General features: G+C 72.9%; 20 protein-coding genes and 1 pseudogene. 14 read left to right on the top strand and 7 right to left on the bottom strand.

Annotated elements, in window-relative coordinates; all coding sequences use genetic code 11:
- Positions 1 to 2: 2 nt before the first annotated feature.
- Positions 3 to 1,199 carry an acyltransferase gene (locus DEH69_RS26605; RefSeq protein WP_113689536.1) on the bottom strand — a complete coding sequence of 399 codons (1,197 nt, stop codon included), beginning with the start codon at positions 1,197 to 1,199 and terminating at the stop codon, positions 3 to 5.
- Between the two features lie 43 nt (positions 1,200 to 1,242).
- Positions 1,243 to 2,439, bottom strand: a complete 1,197-nt coding sequence (locus tag DEH69_RS26600; RefSeq protein WP_113689535.1) for an MFS transporter — start codon at positions 2,437 to 2,439, stop codon at positions 1,243 to 1,245.
- Positions 2,440 to 2,716: 277 nt separating this feature from the next.
- Between DEH69_RS26600 and DEH69_RS26595 the strand changes: the two genes are divergently transcribed.
- From DEH69_RS26595 to DEH69_RS26550, 10 genes and pseudogenes are all read left to right on the top strand, one after another.
- Positions 2,717 to 3,970, top strand: coding sequence for a sedoheptulose 7-phosphate cyclase (locus DEH69_RS26595; RefSeq protein WP_113689534.1), 1,254 nt, complete (start codon positions 2,717 to 2,719; stop codon positions 3,968 to 3,970).
- The gene (locus tag DEH69_RS26590; RefSeq protein WP_113689533.1) at positions 3,967 to 4,737 is read left to right on the top strand and encodes a cupin domain-containing protein; all 771 of its coding nucleotides are present in this window, start codon (positions 3,967 to 3,969) and stop codon (positions 4,735 to 4,737) included. Before DEH69_RS26595 ends, DEH69_RS26590 begins: the two co-directional genes overlap by 4 nt.
- Positions 4,734 to 5,162, top strand: a complete 429-nt coding sequence (locus tag DEH69_RS26585; RefSeq protein ID WP_113689532.1) for a hypothetical protein — start codon at positions 4,734 to 4,736, stop codon at positions 5,160 to 5,162. The genes DEH69_RS26590 and DEH69_RS26585 overlap by 4 nt, the downstream gene beginning before the upstream one ends.
- A 1-nt stretch (position 5,163) precedes the next feature.
- Complete coding sequence (locus DEH69_RS26580; protein ID WP_113689531.1) at positions 5,164 to 6,255, top strand: zinc-binding dehydrogenase; 1,092 nt, start codon at positions 5,164 to 5,166, stop codon at positions 6,253 to 6,255.
- 116 nt (positions 6,256 to 6,371) lie between these two features.
- The gene (locus tag DEH69_RS26575) at positions 6,372 to 7,157 is read left to right on the top strand and encodes an SDR family oxidoreductase (protein ID WP_113689530.1); all 786 of its coding nucleotides are present in this window, start codon (positions 6,372 to 6,374) and stop codon (positions 7,155 to 7,157) included.
- Between the two features lie 69 nt (positions 7,158 to 7,226).
- Complete coding sequence (locus tag DEH69_RS26570) at positions 7,227 to 8,330, top strand: VOC family protein (RefSeq protein ID WP_113689529.1); 1,104 nt, start codon at positions 7,227 to 7,229, stop codon at positions 8,328 to 8,330.
- Positions 8,331 to 8,375: 45 nt separating this feature from the next.
- The gene (locus DEH69_RS26565) at positions 8,376 to 9,476 is read left to right on the top strand and encodes a ketoacyl-ACP synthase III family protein (protein WP_113689528.1); all 1,101 of its coding nucleotides are present in this window, start codon (positions 8,376 to 8,378) and stop codon (positions 9,474 to 9,476) included.
- A gap of 4 nt (positions 9,477 to 9,480) precedes the next feature.
- A complete protein-coding gene (locus DEH69_RS26560; RefSeq protein WP_258534979.1) occupies positions 9,481 to 10,503 on the top strand; it encodes a ketoacyl-ACP synthase III family protein in 1,023 nt (340 codons plus the stop codon).
- A complete protein-coding gene (locus tag DEH69_RS26555; RefSeq protein ID WP_113689526.1) occupies positions 10,500 to 11,129 on the top strand; it encodes an AAA family ATPase in 630 nt (209 codons plus the stop codon). The genes DEH69_RS26560 and DEH69_RS26555 overlap by 4 nt, the downstream gene beginning before the upstream one ends.
- Positions 11,126 to 11,404 (top strand): annotated as a pseudogene (locus DEH69_RS26550) (GH3 auxin-responsive promoter family protein); the annotation flags it as partial. The gene DEH69_RS26555 and the pseudogene DEH69_RS26550, both read left to right, overlap by 4 nt.
- On the opposite strand, the gene DEH69_RS33165 reads toward DEH69_RS26550, so the two are convergent.
- The gene (locus tag DEH69_RS33165; protein ID WP_258534989.1) at positions 11,356 to 11,502 is read right to left on the bottom strand and encodes a hypothetical protein; all 147 of its coding nucleotides are present in this window, start codon (positions 11,500 to 11,502) and stop codon (positions 11,356 to 11,358) included. The pseudogene DEH69_RS26550 and the gene DEH69_RS33165 overlap by 49 nt on opposite strands.
- 156 nt (positions 11,503 to 11,658) lie before the next feature.
- Here DEH69_RS33165 and DEH69_RS31805 point away from each other — a divergent pair, with 156 nt between their 5' ends.
- Both DEH69_RS31805 and DEH69_RS33160 read left to right on the top strand, forming a co-directional pair.
- Complete coding sequence (locus DEH69_RS31805; protein WP_181727625.1) at positions 11,659 to 12,000, top strand: alpha/beta fold hydrolase; 342 nt, start codon at positions 11,659 to 11,661, stop codon at positions 11,998 to 12,000.
- The gene (locus tag DEH69_RS33160) at positions 11,997 to 12,326 is read left to right on the top strand and encodes a methionine biosynthesis protein MetW (RefSeq protein WP_258534978.1); all 330 of its coding nucleotides are present in this window, start codon (positions 11,997 to 11,999) and stop codon (positions 12,324 to 12,326) included. Before DEH69_RS31805 ends, DEH69_RS33160 begins: the two co-directional genes overlap by 4 nt.
- A gap of 28 nt (positions 12,327 to 12,354) precedes the next feature.
- On the opposite strand, the gene DEH69_RS26535 is transcribed toward DEH69_RS33160, so the two are convergent.
- Positions 12,355 to 12,750, bottom strand: a complete 396-nt coding sequence (locus DEH69_RS26535) for a MerR family transcriptional regulator (protein ID WP_113689525.1) — start codon at positions 12,748 to 12,750, stop codon at positions 12,355 to 12,357.
- A 78-nt stretch (positions 12,751 to 12,828) separates the two neighbouring features.
- Between DEH69_RS26535 and DEH69_RS26530 the strand changes: the two genes are divergently transcribed.
- Together DEH69_RS26530 and DEH69_RS26525 are read left to right on the top strand one after the other, a co-directional pair.
- Complete coding sequence (locus DEH69_RS26530; RefSeq protein ID WP_113689524.1) at positions 12,829 to 14,055, top strand: MFS transporter; 1,227 nt, start codon at positions 12,829 to 12,831, stop codon at positions 14,053 to 14,055.
- A 97-nt stretch (positions 14,056 to 14,152) separates the two neighbouring features.
- Positions 14,153 to 15,034 (top strand): NADP-dependent oxidoreductase, encoded by an 882-nt coding sequence (locus tag DEH69_RS26525; protein WP_113689523.1) that lies wholly within the window; start codon positions 14,153 to 14,155, stop codon positions 15,032 to 15,034.
- Positions 15,035 to 15,133: 99 nt separating this feature from the next.
- On the opposite strand, the gene DEH69_RS26520 is transcribed toward DEH69_RS26525, so the two are convergent.
- The 3 genes from DEH69_RS26520 to DEH69_RS26510 all read right to left on the bottom strand — a co-directional run bounded on the left by DEH69_RS26520 (position 15,134) and on the right by DEH69_RS26510 (position 18,000).
- Positions 15,134 to 15,568 (bottom strand): MarR family winged helix-turn-helix transcriptional regulator, encoded by a 435-nt coding sequence (locus DEH69_RS26520; RefSeq protein WP_181727615.1) that lies wholly within the window; start codon positions 15,566 to 15,568, stop codon positions 15,134 to 15,136.
- A 121-nt stretch (positions 15,569 to 15,689) separates the two neighbouring features.
- Complete coding sequence (locus tag DEH69_RS26515; protein ID WP_147255875.1) at positions 15,690 to 16,913, bottom strand: sulfotransferase; 1,224 nt, start codon at positions 16,911 to 16,913, stop codon at positions 15,690 to 15,692.
- 388 nt (positions 16,914 to 17,301) lie between these two features.
- Positions 17,302 to 18,000, bottom strand: a complete 699-nt coding sequence (locus DEH69_RS26510; RefSeq protein ID WP_113689520.1) for a CBS domain-containing protein — start codon at positions 17,998 to 18,000, stop codon at positions 17,302 to 17,304.
- Positions 18,001 to 18,176 lie beyond the last annotated feature (176 nt).

Here is an 18,176-nt window from a genome sequence, read left to right as displayed (position 1 = left end):
GGTCAGGGGCGCAGGTCGGTCGGCAGCGCGGGGACGGGTGGCGGCCCCGTGGGCCGCCGCGCCGTCTCCGGCGCCATGGCGCGTGGGCGCCGCCCCGACCACCTGCGCATGGCGGGGCGTTCCACCCCGATGTACAGCAGCCAGGCCAGCAGGAGGCTGACGGCGAAGCAGAGCGCCACCAGTGCCGTGCCCATGGGCAGTGAGTATTGCCTGCCCTCGCCGAGCAGGCGCTGCCCGTAGTTGAGAACCGGCCAGTGCACCAGGTAGAAGGCGAACGACACCTCCCCGAGCCAGGTCATGGTCCGGCCGCGCAGCACCGTGTGTCTCCCGCGCACGTCGAGGGTCGCCACGGCGGGTATGAGCAGCGCGAAGGGGACGACGCTCGTCGCCGTGAGCGCGTACAGGCCCGGCAGGTGGAGGGACAGGGCGTAGCAGGCCAGCAGGAGGGCGAGCACGGGGGCGAGGGGAAGGCGCGGCCAACGGCCCTCCAGCACGACGCGGGCCATCACGATGCCCAGCGTGAAGTCGAGCAGCCGGGTGATGGGGAAGATGTAGACGAGCCAGAAGCCGAGGGCCGGGACCGGGGTGTCGGGCGCCATCATGGACGGCTCGCCGGGGACGGCCGCGTACGCCACGGCGGGCAGGGCGATGATCGCGCCCATCAGGCCCGCGGCCCACCACCACAGGCGCCCGGCGGGGACGGCGGCGATCCACCGGTGCAGCAGCGGGAACATCAGGTAGAAGAACAGCTCGCAACCGAGCGACCAGCTGGGGTTGTTGACGCTGAAGAAGACGGGCTCCCCGGTCGCCCACGGCTGGAGCAGCACCAGGTTGAGCAAGGCCGTTCCCAGCGAGACCGAGGCGATGGCGTAGAGCGCCATGGTCAGCGCGTAGGTCACCAGGTGGTTGGGGAACAGCTTGAGCAGCCGTCGGCGCCAGAAGGCCGTCACGGGGTCGCCCGGCCTGGCGGCCCAGGTCAGGACGTAGCCGCTGAGCAGGAAGAAGAACGAGACGCCCGCCCAGCCCGCCTTGCTGAAGGCGGTGAAGAGGGCGTCGGAGACGCCGGTGTGGGAGAACGGCCGGAAGATCGCGATGTGGAACAGGAAGACGGCGAGGGCCGCGAGGAACCTGAGCCCGGTGATCGAGGCCAGCCGGGGGCGGGCGCTGGCCGATGGGGCGTCCGTGGGCGCGGTGCTCATGGGCGCGGTCGCTTTCTCGTGGTGAACGGCGGGGTGGGCGGAGTCAGTTGGCGCGCGCCTCGGTGGCCTGGGACGCCTCGGTGGCGGGCGCGGGGGCCTCGACGCGCCGGTCGCGCAGCAGTTCGCCGATGCCGAGGGCGAGTCCGCACAGGGTGACGCAGGCCCCGGCGAGCGCGATCCAGCGCAGCCCGGCGTTGTCGAGGACGACGCCGCCGAGCCAGGAGCCGCCCGCGTTGGCCAGCTGGAAGGCGGAGATGTTAACGGCGAGGGCCAGCGTGGGGGCGCCTGCGGCGGCGCTCAGGATGCGGGCCTGAAGGCCGGGGATGATGGAGAACGACGCGGCGCCGAAGACGAACACCGCCACGGCGGTGACCCAGCGGACCGGGGCGATGGCCCCGAAGAGCACCAGGATCAGCGTCAGCGCGGCGAGCAGCAGGCAGAGCGAGGGCATCAGGGAGCGGTCGGCGAGCCGCCCGCCGAGGATGGTGCCCACGACGGAGCCGACGCCGAAGACGATGAGCAGGACGGCCACCGCGTTCTCCGAGAAGCCGGTCACATCGGTCAGCAGCGGAGAGATGTAGGTGAAGACCGTGCCGAATCCGGCGCTGCCGAGCACGGTCATCAGGATGGCCATGCGCACGCGCCTGACGCCGAGCACCCGCAGCTCGGCGACGCCGCCGCCATCGGGCGCGGTCGCCGCGGGGCGCACCACGGCGGCCACCAGGAGGGTGGCGCCCGCGGTGATGGCCGCGACCGCCCAGAAGGTGGCGCGCCAGCCGTGGCGCTCGCCGATGAATGTGCCGAGCGGAACGCCGAGCACGGTCGCGAGGTTGAGCCCGAGGGAGACCCGGGCGACGGCCGAGCCCGCCTTGCCCTCGGGCACCATGGCGACCGCGAGGGTGATCCCGACCGCGACGAACGTGCTGTGGATCAGGGCGGCGAAGACGCGCGCGACCACGGCCACCCAGTAGGTCGGGGCGAGCGCCGCGACCACGTTGCCCAGGATGAACACGCCCATCAGCAGGAGCAGCAGCGTCTTGCGGGGGACGCGCCCCGTGGTGAGGGTGACGATCGGCCCACCGATCACGACGCCCATGGCATAGGCCGTGACCAGCAGCCCGGCGGCCGAGATGCCGACGCCCAGGTCGTCGGCGATGCCGGGCAGGATGCCCGCCACGACGTACTCGGACGTGCCGACGCCGAAGACGCACAGCATCAGTGCGAAGAGCGGGATGGGCATGACTGATCCTTCGTTCCGGGTCGGGACGCGGGCGAGGACGTGCGGGGAACGACGCGCCACGAGGAGGGCAGCGCGGCGGCATCTCACCGTAACCCATGCTTGTGCATTTTAAAATCCTTGACTCTGCATACATTCTGGTTCAGGGTGTGCGGAGAGTGCCGGACGGCTCACGCCGTCCGGCCCGGGGCGAGCCATCGCCGTCTTCCGTCCCTCCCACCCCGGCCCTCTCACCCGTCTCACCCGCGATCCCGCGGAAACCCAGCGTCTGAGGTGTGCGATGACCACGTTCGACGTCCCGCGCCCGACCACGGCGGCGCCCACCGCCGACCACGTCGCGGAGCCTTCCGGACTCTTCACCTACAGCAGCCAGGTGGACTCCTGGGTCGTGCGGACGGTCAAGCCCGTCCGCTACGAGATCCGCCTGTGCGACGACCTGTTCGAGCCCTCACGTACCGACCTGCTCGAAGCGGGCAGCGGCGGCCCCGCCGCCCCCGGCACCAGGCCGCGGCGCTTCGTCGTCGTGGACGCCCGCGTGGACCTGCTGCACGGCGACCGCATCCGCTCCTACCTCGACCACCACGACATCGATCACCACCTGTGCGTCGTGCGCGCCGACGAGTCCGTCAAGAGCTTCGAGACCGCGGCGCACATCGTCCGCGAGATCGACGCGTTCGGCATCGCCAGGCGCCGCGAGCCGGTGATCGTCATCGGCGGCGGCGTCCTGATGGACATCGTCGGCCTGGTCGGCAGCCTCTACCGGCGCGGCACCCCGTTCGTGCGCGTGCCCACCACCCTGATCGGGCTCGTCGACGCCGGAGTCGGGGCCAAGACCGGCGTCAACTTCAACGGCCACAAGAACCGCCTCGGCACCTACTTCCCCGCTGACCTCACCCTTCTCGACCGCCGTTTCCTCACCACCCTCGACCGGCGCCACCTCAGCAACGGGCTGGCGGAGATCCTCAAGATCGGCCTGATCAAGGACCGGGGCCTCTTCGAACTCCTGGAGCAGCAGGGCCCGTTGCTGCTGGAGGAAAAGCTCCAGGGCCTCTCGGGCGCCGGGGAGCTCGCGGCGGCCGAGGTGCTGCGCCGCGCCATCCACGGGATGCTCGAGGAGCTTCAGCCCAACCTCTGGGAGACCGAGTTGGAGCGGGTGGTGGACTACGGGCACACCTTCAGCCCCACCGTCGAGATGCGTGCCCTGCCCGAGCTGCTGCACGGCGAGGCCGTCTGCGTGGACATGGCGCTGACCACCGTGCTCGGCGAGCGCCGCGGCCTGGTGAGCGTCGCCGAAAGGGAGCGGGTGCTCGCCGTGATGGCGTCCCTGGGGCTGCCGTCCTGGAACGACCTGCTGACCGGCGAGATCCTGGACGCCGCCCTCCGCGACACCGTCAGGCACCGCGACGGCCAGCAGCGCCTGCCGCTGCCCGTGGGCATCGGCTCGGCCCTCTTCGTCAACGACGTCACCGCCCACGAACTCGCCGCCGCCGTGGACGTCCTGCGCGCGCTCCACGGGGCGGGTGACCGCCGATGACCCCCGCGGGACGGCTCGGCACCGCCGTGCTGCTGGCCGACACCACGTCGCCGTCGGGAGTCCACGGCGTGCACGGCGCCGCGGGGCTCTCCCACTGGAAGTGCCTGGCGGGCCAGCACGATCTGACGGGCCAGTGGGAGGCCGTCGAGTGGGCGAGCGTGCCACCGGGCGGCGTCAGCGGCGAGCACCGGCACACCCGCACCGAGGAGCTGTACTTCATCCTCGCGGGCGAGGGCGAGATGGCGCTCGACGGCACGCTCCACCCCGTTACCCCGCGCTCGCTCGTCCTGACGGGGCTCGGCACCGTGCACGGCCTGCGGAACACCGGGGACACCCGCCTCGACTGGCTCGTGGTGGAGGTCAGATCCCCCCACACCACCCGCGTCCTGACGGGGCGGACCGCCGACCGGGCCGCCCCCTTCCCGCCACGGAACGAGGATGACGTGAACGCCACCGTCCTGCACCTGACCGACGACCAGGGCGTCGACCCGGGCACGCTGCTCACCGGCCCCCTGCGCCTCGTCGAGACCCGCTCCCTCCCGCCCTCCGCCCACCTCGACCTGGAGTCCGACGCGGTGGAGCACACCGTGTTCGTCCTGGGCGGCTCGGGCAGGGCGCTGACCGGCGACACCGGGGCCGACCTCGCCCCCGGCGTCGCCGTCACCCTGCCAAGGGGCACCGGGGCACGGCTGCTCGCCGGAGACGAGGGGCTGCGGCTCTTCCACGCCGAGCTGTCCCTGAACACGCCCGCGGAGGGGGAACGTTGATCGTCACCGGCACCGGAACACCGACCCGCACGCTGCCGCTTGACGGCGCCGAGCGCACCTGGCGCTGCCTCGCCCGGCGCGGGATGCTGCACAGCGAGTGCGAGAGCTTCGACCATGTCGTCCTGGCGCCGGGGCAGCGGCGGGATTTCGACACCGAAGGGGTCGAGCACGCCGTCCTCCTGCTGGCCGGAGGCGCGGCCCTCGCGGGGCCCGAAGCGCCCCGCCCGCTCGGCGCCGGGGACCTCGCCCTGGTGCCCGGCACCGCCGACGCCTCGGTGGTCGCCGGGGAGAACGGCGCCGAGGCCCTTGTCCTGAGCGTGCTCTCCGAGGCCGCCCGCCTCCTGCTGCCCGCCAGGATCCCCGAGATCCCGCCCGGGCGGCGCAGCATCGGCGTCCCGGCCGACGCGGGCGCGGAGGTGGGGTGAGATGGCGACCGCGCTCACCCCCCGCGCCGCCGCCGTGGACGGCGGCTGGCCCACCGGCACCATGCGCGCGGCCGTCCTCACCGCGGAGCACCGGGCCGAGGAGGCCACGCTGCCCGTCCCCGCGCCCGCCGCGGGCGAGGCGCTGATCGCCCCGCTGCTCGTGGGCCTGTGCGGCACCGACCTGGAGCTGCTGCACGGCACCGCGACCTATGTCAGGGACGGGCGGGCGCCCTATCCCCATGTGTTCGGCCACGAGTGGGTGGGCCGCGTGGTGGCGCTCCCGCCGCAGGACGCCGACGCCCCCTCGGCCGGGCGCCCCGTGGTCGGCGACCGCGTGGTCGGCCACACCATGATCTCCTGCGGGAGCTGCCGCGCCTGCCACCGGGGCCGCCGCAACGAGTGCGGCGATCTGCGCGAGGTCGGCCTCTACGGCCAGCAGGGCGCCGCCGCACAGTATCTGCGCATGCCCACACGGGCGTTGACCGTCGTGCCCGACGAGGTCGGCGACGCGCAGGCGGTGCTTGTCGAGCCCACCGTGACGGTGCTCGAAGGACTGGCCAGGACAGGCCGCTCGGCAGGCGACCGGGCGCTGGTCCTGGGCACCGGCACCATCGGGCTCCTCGCGGTGCAGCTGGTCGCGCGGCTGACCGGCGCCGTCGACGTCGTCGGGGTGGCGGAGAACGGCCTGCGCACGGCCGCCGCGTTCGGCGCCCGGCGCCTCTTCCGCCCGGGGCAGGCGCCGGGCGGCCACTACGACCTGGTGGTGGAGGCGTCGGGGGCGCCCGAGGCGTTCCACGACGCGGTGCGCGCCGCGGCCGTGGGCGGCGACATCGCCGTGGTCGGGGTCGCGGGGCACCTGGTCGACGGCGTGGACGTGGGCGACCTGACGCTGCGCGGCATCACCGTCCACGGCGTCCGCCACGGCCTCGACCACTACGACCGCGCCCTGCGCCTCTTCGCCGAAGGCGCGCTCACCGCGGACGGGATGATCGCCCGGCGCGTGCCCCTGCGCCGGGTACCCGACGCCTTCCGCCTGCTCCAGGACGGCGACCGCGCCGCGCCCAAGGTCACGCTCGACCTCACGGCGGCCTGAGCCCCGATCCCCGAAGGCTTCCCGATCCCGAAGCCCCCCGCACTCCAGCACCACACTCCCCGCACCGCACTCCAGCACCACACTCCCCGCAACGACCGCGATCGAAAGGATCCGCCATGTCCCGGAGCATCAGCCTCGTCACCGGTGCCTCGTCCGGCATCGGCACGGAGACCGCCCGCGCCCTGGCCGCCGCGGGCCACGACGTGCTCGTCGGGTACGGCGGCAACGAGAAGTCGGCCAGGGACCTCGCGGCCGAGCTCGCCCAGACGCACGGCGTGCGGGCCGAGCCGGTCGCGTTCGACCTGGGAGACCCCGAGGCCGCCGTGGCCCGGCTGCGCTCGGCGGCGCGCGACGCCGGGGGCCTGGACGTGCTGGTGAACAATGCAGGCGTCAACCGCCGCGCCCACGCCGTCGACGAGGACCTGGCGTCTTGGTCGCGCGTGCTCACCGTCAACCTCACCAGCCCCTTCGCGCTCGCCCAGGCCGCCGCCCGGCTGATGGTCGAGCAGGGCAGGGGCGGTCGCATCATCAACGTCACCAGCGTCCACGAGCACATCCCCATCACCGGCGGCAGCGCCTACTGCGTCTCCAAGGGCGGCCTCGGCATGCTCACCAGGGTGATGGCCGTCGAGCTCGCCCCCCACGGCATCACCGTCAACGCGGTCGCCCCCGGCGAGACCGCGACCCCCATGAACGGGGTGCCCCCGGGCCACCCCGTCACCGCCATCGCCAGGCCCAACATCCCCGTGGGACGCCCCGGCGCCCCCGACGAGGTCGCGGTGCTCATCCGGCACCTCGCCTCCCCCGAGGCGCGCTACACCACCGGCACCTCCGTCGTGGTCGACGGCGGGCTCAGCCTCGTGGCCGCCGAGGCCAACGCCGCCCACGCGGGCCGGCTCTGATCCCGCGCGGCGGCCCCAGGAGCACCGACAGAAGCACCGACACAAGCCCCATCCGCTCGAGGAGTTGACGTGACCTCAGCCCCAGGCCGGACGACGACCGGCATCCCCACCGCCCGCAATGTCGACCACCACGCCTTCACCGTCCCCGACCTCGACCAGGCCATCGACTTCTTCGTCGACGTCCTCGGCGCCGAGGAGCTGTACCGCATCGGCCCGGTGCGGGACGACGGCGACTGGATGGCGCGCCAGCTCGGCGTCCACCCCAGGGCCAGCGCGCACATCGCGCTGCTGAGGCTGGCCGAGACCAACATCGAGCTGTTCCGTTACACCGCCCCAGGGCAGCGCACCGAACTCCCCCGCAACAGCGACGTCGGCGGCCACCACCTCGCCATCGGCGTCAGGGACATCGACGAGGCCGCCGCCCATCTGCGCACCGTCCCCGGCGTCACCGTGCTCGGGGACGTGCAGCACATCACCGAAGGACCGATCAGCGGAAACCGCTGGATCTACTTCACGGCGCCCTGGGGCCTCCAGATGGAGCTCCAGCAGGTCAGCGACGCGTTGCCCTACGAGAAGGAGACGGCCGAACGGCTCTACCGCCCCGAAGGGCGCTGGCTCACCACCCGGCGTGGCATTCCCGGCACCCTCGGCGTCGACCACGTCTGCTACACCGTCCCCGACCTCGACCAGGCCATCGACTTCTTCACGGGCCCGCTCGGCGGACGGCTCCTCTACCGGGTGGAGCTCGCGGCCCCCGCCGACTACTGCGCACGCCAGCTCGCCGTTCACCAGGACATCGAGGTGGACGCGGCCATGCTGCGCCTCGGCCCGGTGACCAACGTCGAGCTGTTCCGCTACACGGTGCCCGACCAGCGCACCCGGCTCCCGCTCAACAGCGACGTCGGGGGGCATCACCTCGCGTTCTTCGTGGACGACATCGACGAGGCCGCCGCCCATCTGCGCACCGTCCCCGGCGTCGAACTGCTCGGCGAGCCACAGCTGATCGACGACGGCGGCCCCATCCACGGCGACCGGTGGATGTACTTCAGGGCGCCCTGGGGCCTCCAGATGGAAATCCTCCACATGCCCGACGGCATGCCCTACGAACGGCACACCACCGCCCGCAGGTTCGGGCCGAGCCCGGCCTGGCACGAGGGCGGCGCCGCCGCCTGAGCCGCGGCCCATCGGCCAGGACCCCCATCAGGACGGAAGGACGTCATGCGCTGGGACGACCTGTACATCGCAGGACTCGGCACCCATCTGCCCGCCCCCGAGAGCGCGCGGAAGGCCGCCGCCGAGGGGCGTTATCCCGCGGACGAGCTGGCGGAGAACCAGCTGCTGTCCGCGCTCCACACCGACGACATGAGCGCGGTGGACATGGCGGTCGCCGCCGGGCGGCAGGCCATCGCGCGCGGCGGCCACGCCCCCGAGGACGTGGCGTTGGTGCTGCACGCCGCCATGTACCACCAGGGCGAGGACTTCTGGACCCCCGCCTCCTATGTCCAACGCCACACCGTCGCGGGCTCGGCCCCCGCGATCCGCATCGACCACGCCTCCAACGGCGGCATGGCCGCGCTTGAGCTCGGCGCCTCCTGGCTCGCCGCGAGGGACGCGGCGCGGGCGGTGCTGATCACCACGGGCGACCGCTACGCGCTGCCCGGCTTCGATCGCTGGCTGAGCGACAGCGGGCAGGTCTTCGCCGACGGCGCCACCGGGCTGCTGCTGTCGCGGCGCGGCGGCTTCGCCCGGCTGCTGGCCTCGACCTCCACGTCCGACCCCGAGCTCGAGGACGCGTACCGGGACGTGGACGGCGGGTTCACCCTGGTCCCGCACGGCTCGGGCGCCCCGTTGGACCTGCGGGGCCGCAAGCGCCGCTACATGAAGCGCGTCGGGTTCGACTTCGTCGAGGAGCGGCTGGTGACGGGGCTGCTGGCGAACACCGAGCGCACGCTGGCCGAGGCCGACACCTCGCTCGACCGCGTGGCCCGTGTCGTGGTCCCCAACGTCGGCCGCGAGCTGCTGGGTTGGGAGTTCTTGGCCCCCTACAAGATCGGCGTCGAGCGCACGGTGTGGGAGTGGGGGCGCCGCACGTCGCACATCGGAGGCGGGGACCAGCTCGCCGGGCTCACCTATCTCCTGGAGTCCGGGGCGCTGCGCCCCGGTGACCAGGTGCTGCTCGTGGGCGTCGGCATCGGCTTCAGCTGGACCACGGCCGTGGTCACCGTGGACGAGCCGCCCGTGTGGAACGGGGCGGACGCCGGCACGCTCCGCATCGAGGCTTGGGAGGACGACCATGAGGTGGACGGGGATATACGTTGACGCCGTGGCCGCCCGCCTCGGCGAGCCCGTGCCGACATCATGGGCGGTGGCCGATGGCCGCTACGACGAGGAGGAGGCGGCCAGGTCGCGGCAGCGCGCCGCGCGGGTCAGCGCTCGGCCCGCGCCCGACCTGGCCGTCGCGGCGGGACTGGCGGCCCTGGCCCGCTCCGGCAGGCCGCCCACCGACATCGGGCTTCTGCTGCACGCCAACTGCTACGACCAGGGCGTGACGTTCTCCAACGTCGCCTCCTACATCCAGCGCGAAGTGCTCGGGCACGGCGACGTGACGGCGATGGAGCTCCGGCAGATGTCCAACGGCGGCATGTGCGCGATCGAGACGGCCGCCATCCACCTCAGCGCCGTGCCCGCGCTCAGGGCGGCGCTTGTGACCACGGGGGACCGGTTCGCCGAGCCGCGCTTCCCCCGCTGGAGCGCGGACAAGGGCCTGGTGTTCGGCGACGGCGGCACCGCGGCCGTGCTCTCCCGCCGCCCGGGGCCCCTGCGCCTGGTGGCCACCGCCACCTACTCGGCCCCCGAGTTGGAGGGGCTGCACCGGGGCGACGACCTGCACGATCCCCCGGAGCCAGGGGCCCCGCTCGACCTGGCCGCGCGCAAGAGGGCGTTCCTCGCGGGCTTCCCCGTCGCGGAGACCATCACCCGCAACGCCGAGGGGATGCTCACGGCCGTCAAGCGCTGCGTGCAGGACGCCGACGGCGACGTGTCGGACATGGCGGCGGTCCTGGTCCCCTTCTTCGGCGCCGACCTGTCCCACAAGCAGTGCGTGGACCCGCTGGGCATCGGCGCCGACGACACGCTCCTCGACTACGGCCTCGACATCGGGCACCTCGGCTCGGGCGACCAGGTCGCCGGGCTCGCCCACCTGCTGGGGACGGGGCGCCTGCGCCCCGGGCAGCGGGCGCTGCTCGTGGGCGTGGGCGCGGGGTTCAGCTGGACATGCGCCGTCGTCGAGGTCACGGACGAGGCCGCCGAACGCGCTGATGCGGCGGGGGAGGTGGGGAGCGCATGACCGAGTCACCGTGCGTCGTGCTCATCGGCGCCGACGGCGCGGGGAAGTCGTCCGTGCTGCGCGACCTCGCCACCCGGCTGCCGCACTGGCGGATCGCCTCGACGGACGACACGTTCCTCGGGGAGTCCCACCGCCTCATCGCCGACCTGCGCGGGCGGCTGGCCACCGACGTCCTCCCCGGCCTCGGCACCACGTACTCGCCGGAGTTCCTGGCCTGCTTCCTCCAGACCGCGGTGGTCTACCTCAGGGACCTGCTGCGCGAGCGGGACCCGGCCACCCCCCTGCTCATGGACTCCTACTACTACAAGATCCTCGCCAAGTGCCGGCTCGCCGGCGTGGACGAGAACCCCATGTACTCCTGGTGGCGTTCCTTCCCCCGGCCGCACGCCGTGGTCCACCTCGACGTCTCGCCCAGGACCGCCTGGCTCCGCTCCGGCCGCGGAGCGCGCCTCAACCCCCTGGAGCACTTCGGAGAACGCCCGGACTGGCCGGCGTTCGACAGCTACCAGAAGGGGCTGCGCAAGCTCATGCTCGAAGAGGTCCAGGACCTGCCCGTCACCGTCGTCCCCGAACAGCCGAGCGTGGCACGGGCCTCGAACGCCGTGCTGGGGGTGCTGCCCCGATGACCGCGCCATCCGACTGGACGGATCCCGGGCACGCCCGACGCCACCGGGCCAGGGTCATCGCCGAGCGCGACACCCCGCGCACCGCCATCGACGACGCGCCGCACGCCCAACAGCGGGTCCTTGAAGACCTGTTGGCGGCCAACGCGGGCACGCTGTTCGGCCGTCGGCACGGCTTCGCGGGCATCAGGACGCCGGACGACTTCCGCGCCGCGGTCCCCGTCCAGGACTACCGGGCCCACGCCCCGCTGATCGAGCGGACCGCCGCGGGCGAGCCCAACCTGCTCACGGCCGACGCGCCGAAGGTGTACTTCACCGGCAGCGGCAGCACGGGCGCCACAAGAGCGCACGGCGCCGCGTCTACGCCGACCCGCACGCCGAGCTGCTGTCGGGGGACGAGGGCCCCGCGCTGCTCGCCGAGGTGCGGCGGGCGACCTTCCCACCCGGCGGCCGCCGCACGCCGCCCTGAGGGTGGCCGCCGACGCCCACCGCCCGCGCGCGCCGCCCCGAACTGCTCGCGCGCGTCGCCGAGATGGCCGAGGCCGCGTCCCCCGAGGCCACCGCCTGGGCGCAGCGCGCCATCGCCGCCAGGCTCAACGCGCAGGTGGTCCTGCGCGCCTCGAACGTCCCGACGGTGGTCATGGTGGGCGCGGAGGACGCGTTGGTCTCCCTCGACGAGGCGCGCTCGGCGGCCGAGCTGGGGCGCGCGCGGCTGGTCCACGTCGCCGAACGGGGGCATCTGCTCCCGCTGGAGGCCCCGGACGAGGTGACCGCGGAGCTGGTCGGCCTGGCCGACCGGGTGGCCGCGCACCACGCCCCGCACCACGCCCCGCACCACGCGGCCGGGGCGGGGAAGGGCGGGGCGGCCGGATGAACGAGGACCACGCGCGGTGGGGCCACACCGCGTCGACAGGGCTGGGCTTCACCCACCCCGACATCGTGGAGGCCCACTTCGCCGCGTGCGCGGACGCGTACCGCGCGGCCTTCGACGAGGCGGGCATCGAGCCGGGCTGGCGGGTGCTCGACGCAGGCTGCGGCAGCGGGGCGTTCCTGCCCTGGATCGCCGAACAGGCCATCGCCCTCGGCCTCGACGGCGACTGGAAGGCGTTTCTCGACCCCGAGGCGCCCGACCACCCGCTGACCGCCCCTGGCGGCTCGGTCAGCGAGGGGAACACCGTCGCCATCGGCACCGTGCCCTGAAATCCAGGGGCTTCGGAGCCCTCCGGGGTCACGCGGGAGCTCGGGCGCTGAGCGGAAGGGCCTGGTCCTCGGGGTCCCGCCATCCCTCGATGACGCTCTCCAGCATGGCGCGGGAGGACTGGAGGTCGGCCATCGCGCGGGTGATCCGCTCGTGCTCGGCCCGCAGCTCGGCGACCAGGTCGGAGCAGATGGGCACCAGGCGCCTGCCCTCGTCCCTGACACAGGGCAGGACCCGGCCGATGGTCTGCGTGGTCAGCCCCGCCGCCAGGAGCGCGCGGATGCGGCGCACCGTGTCGATGTCCTGCTCGCGGTAGACGCGGTACCCGCTCGGCATCCGGGTGGGCTCGAGCAGCCCCTGCTTCTCGTAGTACCGCAGCATGCGCTCGCTGACGCCCGTACGCGCGACCATCTCACCGATCCGCATGGCCAACTCCTCCGGCTCGCAGGGCGGTTGCCCGCCCGCTTGACTCTCACACTGATGTCAGACTCTAGCTTTCCACGCATGAGGAAAAGCACCGTCATTCTTGTCACGCTCTGTGTGTCGGTCTTCGTGGTCGGCACCTCCGAGTACCTCATCGCGGGGCTGCTCTCGCAGGTCGCCGATGATCTCGACGTCTCCGTGAGCGCGGCCGGGCAGACCGTGACCGCCTACGGCCTCGGGGTGGTGATCGGGGGGCCGCTGGTGACGCTGCTGACAGCGCGGCGGCCGCGCAAGGGGCTCGCCCTGTCGCTGATGCTGGTCTTCGCGGCGGGCAGCGCCATCAGCGCCCTGGCCCCCACCTACGAGATCCTGCTGCTCGGCCGGATCGTCTCCTCGCTCAGCCACGCCGCGTTCTTCGCGCTCTCCCTGGTGGTCGCCAGCCGGGTCGTCCCACCCGACCGGGTGGGCAAGGCGACCGCGGCCGTGGTGTCCGGGCTCACCGTGGCCACCCTCCTCGGCGTGCCGCTCGGCGCCCTGCTCGGCGAGAGGACCCACTGGCGCACGCCGTTCGTCGTGCTGACCGCCCTGTCCCTGGTGGGCACCGCGATGCTCGCGCTGTGGCTGCCCCGCCAGGAGGGCGAGTCCGCGGGCGCCCGCGCGGAGATCCGCGTCATGGCCCAGCGGACGGTGCTGCTCGCCATCGCCACCACCGCGGTCGGCTTCGCCGGCGTGGCCACCGTCTTCACCTATGTCGCGCCGCTGCTCACGGATATCACGGGCTTCGCCGCCTTCGTGGTGTCCATCCTGCTGCTCGCCTACGGCGCGGGCAGCTTCCTCGGCAACATCATCGCGGGCCGCCTCACCGACCGGGCCCCGGCCGCCACCCTGCGCGGGGTCTTCGCCGCCCTGGCGATCCTCCTGGCCTGCACGCCCTTCGCGATCACCTGGAAGCCGACGGCCGTGCTCGCGATCCTGCTGCTCGGCCTGCTCGCCACCGCGACCATCGCCCCGCTCCAGGGCCTGATCCTGCGGCACGCCGCCGAGGCCCCCACGTTGGCCGTGTCCGTCAACGTCGGCGCCTTCCAGCTCGCCACCGCGCTCGGCTCCGTGGTCGGCGGCGTCATCGTCGCCGCCGACGGGCTGCGCTGGACCGGCCTCGCGGGCGCGGTACTGAGCGGCCTCGGCCTGCTGATCTCCTGCTACGCCCTGCCGCTGCGCGCCCAGCACCGGGCGAACGAGCCGGGCGCGGCCGACACCGAGGAGACCGCGCCGCTCTCCGCGGCGCCGTCCCCCGCGTCGCCCGCCTGACCGGGCCGACCGACACCTCCGCACACAGACACACAGACACACAGCCACACAGACACACAGACACACAGACCGAGCATCAAACGAAGGGACGCCCGCCATGCGAGCCGTTCAGATCGACGCCCACGGTGGCCCCGAGCGCCTCACCGTCCGGGAGGTGCCCGAGCCGAAGGCCGTCGAGGGGGAGCTGCTGGTCCGCACCGTCGCCAGCACCCTGAACCCGGTGGACTGGAAGACCCGCGCCTGGGAGAGCGTGGGCATCGAGCCGCCCGCCACCCTGGGCTGGGACTCCGCGGGGGTCGTGGTGGGCGGTGCGGTCGACGGCTTCGCCGTCGGGGACCGGGTGTTCGCCATGTCCGCGCAGGTCGCCACGGGTCTGGGCACATGGGCCGAGCTGGTCTCCCTGCCCGCCAGGCTGGTGGCCCACGCCCCGGCCACCCTCACGCTCCCCGAGGCCGCCACCCTGCCACTGGCGGGGGTCACCGCCGTCCAGGCCCTGGAAAAACTCCGGCTCAAGGAGGGCCAACGGCTGCTGGTCACAGGCGGGGTCGGCGCCGTGGGCGGCCTGGCGATCCAGCTGGCCAGGCACGCCGGGATCGTGGTCGACACGCTGGTCTCCCGGGCCGAGCACGTCGCGGAGGCGCGCGCGCTCGGCGCCGAGCTCGTCATCGACCGGCCGGTGAACCTGCCGCACGACAGCTATGACGGGGCGTTGGACACCGCGGGCGTGGACGTCTCGGCGGCCGTGGCGCCGGGCGGCGCGTATGTCTCCGTCTCGGACGAACCGCTGCCCGACCTGCCGGGGGCCGCCAAGAGCTATGTCCAGGAGGACAACCAGGCGCTGGCCCGGCTGGCCGCCCTCGTCGACGCGGGCGAGCTGCGCACCAGGGTCGCCGCGTACCACCCGGTCGATGAGGTGCGCCTCGCCCATGAGCGCTTCGAGGCGGGCGGCCTGCTCGGCAAGGTCGTCCTGCTCTTCTGACCCGGCGCGCCGCCCCCGCCCGGCCCCCCGCCCGGCCCCCCGCCCGATCCCCCGTCGGCCCCGTCCCGCTCGCGTCGCGGCGAGCGGGACGGGGGCCGGTCACGACCTGATCTTGATCAGCAGCGGGGCCAGGTCAGGCGAGACGGCGGCCATCTCAAGGGCCGTGTGCAGCTCGGCGTTGAACGTGTCGGTGTACTCGCCAAGCCGCTCGCGGCCCGTGTCGGTCAGCCGGATCATGGTGCAGCGCCGGTCGTGCTCGCTGGTGTAGCGCTCGACCAGGGCGCCCTTCTCGAGCCGGGTCGCCACCCGGCTCAGCGTCGACTGGTTGACGCCGAGCTCGTCCGCGAGCTCCTGCATCCGGTAGCTCTTGGGCTCCCGCTCGCGCATGGCGTCGAGGGCCATGTAGTCGGTGAGACCGATGCCGTGCGAACGCATCAGTCTGCGTTCGAGCGTCTGTGCCACATAGGAAGACAGCTTGAAGAGATTCCGCCACAGGCCGAGGTCCTGTTCCTGCTGGCGAGACAACATGACCATGGCTAACCCTCCGGACGCCGTCGAGCACCCTCGCCCAACCTGCCCCCTTGACCAAAGGTACCATCGATCAAGCATTAGTACATGAACATGCAACGATTAGTTCGGGCATTCGACAGGCGGGCTATTGGCGCGCGTGCGCGGATCGCCAACTCCCGTAGTTCTCGCGCTCGCGCAGAAAGGACACCGGTAGCCGCGCGACGTCAAAGCCGGGGCCCTCGCCGTCCGGCAGCCGTTCGTCCGGCGCCACCGTCGGCTTCCACCCCCGGAACATGCGCCGCTCGACGCCGCTCGGCACGGGCGTGCGGGCGAACTCGCAGATGCGCCGGACGGCAAGCAGCGGCGTCTGGACGATCTCGGAGTAGTCCATGTCGAGCACGTCGACCCCTGGCCACGGCACGGGGCCGTACCACTCCCCCGAGGAGAGCGCGCTCGCCATGCAGGCGGCCCACTCCCCCGCGGCCTCCCGCGACCCCGCGGTGGACGACCAGGCGCGGCGCAGGCGCGAGGACGTGTCGGCCAGCCGGGACAGCGAGACCAGCGGATCGCGGTGGACCCTGACGATCCGGGCGTCGGGATAGGCGTGGAGAAGGTCGGAGAGCCGGAACGAGTGGAACTCGTTGACCAGCAGGGGAATCCCCCCGCTCACCCGGTCGAGAATGGCCGCGAGCGCATACCGGTGGAACGTGTAGGCAAGCCGTGCGTCCTGCTTCATGAGCCAGGCGAGATAGCCGGGTATCCGGTATTCGAGCCCGACGGAGAAGGAGGAGAAGCAGTATCCGAGCAGCAGATGGTCACCGTAGGGGCGACCGAGATCGGGACCGCGCACTCCGGAGAACGGCCACAGCGCTCTCCACAGAGCGCCCTCGAATGGATCGGCAGGCTCCCGCGCCTCCGCCCAAGGAGCCCCGTCCGCCGTCGGCGAAAGAACCTCCCACAGGGAGGGAACGCTGAATTCCGGATGCTGGCTCAGCATGCCCTGGAGGAACCTGATACCGGTGCCGGGAAGTCCGGTGATGACCACGGGGCGGAACCCCTCGGGCTCGGCGCTCACATGCCCGGGCTCCACAAGAGCGCGCACCTTGATCTGGTTCGTCAGGGCGAGCACGAGCCGGTCGAGCGTGACGGAACGCCCCTGCGGCGTCAGATCGGCCTCGGTCTCCAGCGCCTCCGCCAGCTTCTCGTAAGCGGCGACGAAGCACCGGGGTAACCGGGGGACGGCGGGCTCGCGTTCATGCACCAGGTCGAGCACCCGGTGCATGGCGAACGACGGCTGCCCCGCTCGGGGCCCCCGCTCGTCCGGCTCCCTGGTGTCCGTGCCGACGCAGGCTTCGGAATACTGCCGCAAGATCCCCCCATGGCCGAGATACCGTGCACCCGCCGAAACGTGTCCCGCTCCCGGCCCGAATAGCGGTCGTCTCGGGCGAGAGAAGTCCGGTGGTCAAGGCGCCTGCAACATCATGGCAAACTCCACCCTCTCCAGGAAAGTCGTTCGCCCCACGCGTAGATCCGGCGGACGCGCGCTCCGGCCACGCGGCACATCGGGATAATCCCCTGCAATCAACTGATTGCAGACAGCCGCATCACATCGGAGATCCCGCGCATCCGCGCCCGAGGCCGCGACCCGAATCGCTTTCCCCTTCGAGAAGCGTCACACGACGCACTCGCTCATCGGCCGCATCCCCTTTGCCGACGTGCCGTGCCGACATCGCGGGAACGGGAGTTCGCCGGATTTTTCAGCGTGGCGGTCCGTTCACCCGGCGCGTGGGCTTCTTTCCCCTGTCGGTCCCGGAGTCGTCGACGCGGTAGGCGAGGCGGTTGACGACGGCGATCACGCCGTCCGTCTGGGCCGTCATGCGCAGGGCGATCGGGACGTCGCCGCTGCGTTCCACCCGGCCCCTGAGCGTCACCACGCCGTCGGCGACGGTGACCTCGACGGCGCCGGGGGGCAGCAGGAGCGCCCTGGCCATGACGTGGTCAAGCACCTCGGCCCGCAGCTCCGCGTCCGTCCGCAGGAACACGCTCAGCAGGTCCCTGCGGCTGACGATGCCCACGAGCCGGTCCTCCTCGTCGAGCACCGGCAGGCGCCGCACCTGGTGGCGGGCCATGGCGCGGGCCGCGAGGACGAGGGGGTCCCTGGCGTGGACGGTGATCGCGGGGGCCGACATCAGCTCGCCCGCGGTCCTGGCGCCCGCCTCCCCCGCCGCCCGGCGCTCGGCGCGCCGACGCCCAGGGCGCCACCGGCCCCCCGCGCCCCGCGGCGCCAGGAGGTCGGCCTCGGACACGACGCCGACGACCTTCTCATCATCGTCCACGATCGGCAGCCCGCTGACGCGGTGCTCGGCGAGCAGGGCGGCGATCCTCTTGAACGGCGTGCTGGGCGTGGCCCTGACGACGTCGTGCGTCATGACGCCGCCGACCATGCGCTGCTTCATGGCGTTGCCTCCTTGTGTCCCGCGCTCGCTCCACCCTCCGCCCCCGCCCCCTCGGCTCCCAGGGCCGAACGGGGCCGATCCGCGGGGCCGTCCGGCTCCCCCGAGGAGCCGGACGGCCCCACGCGTGAACGCGCGCGTCAGCTTTCGATGGTGCAGCGGGTGAGCTCGATCACCAG

Source organism: Streptomyces sp. PT12, assembly GCF_003311645.1.
In the GTDB taxonomy this organism is placed as follows: Bacteria; Actinomycetota; Actinomycetes; order Streptomycetales; family Streptomycetaceae; genus Streptomyces.
The sequence above is the reverse complement of the archived record's forward strand: the minus strand, read 5'-3'. Positions and strand labels throughout refer to the sequence as shown.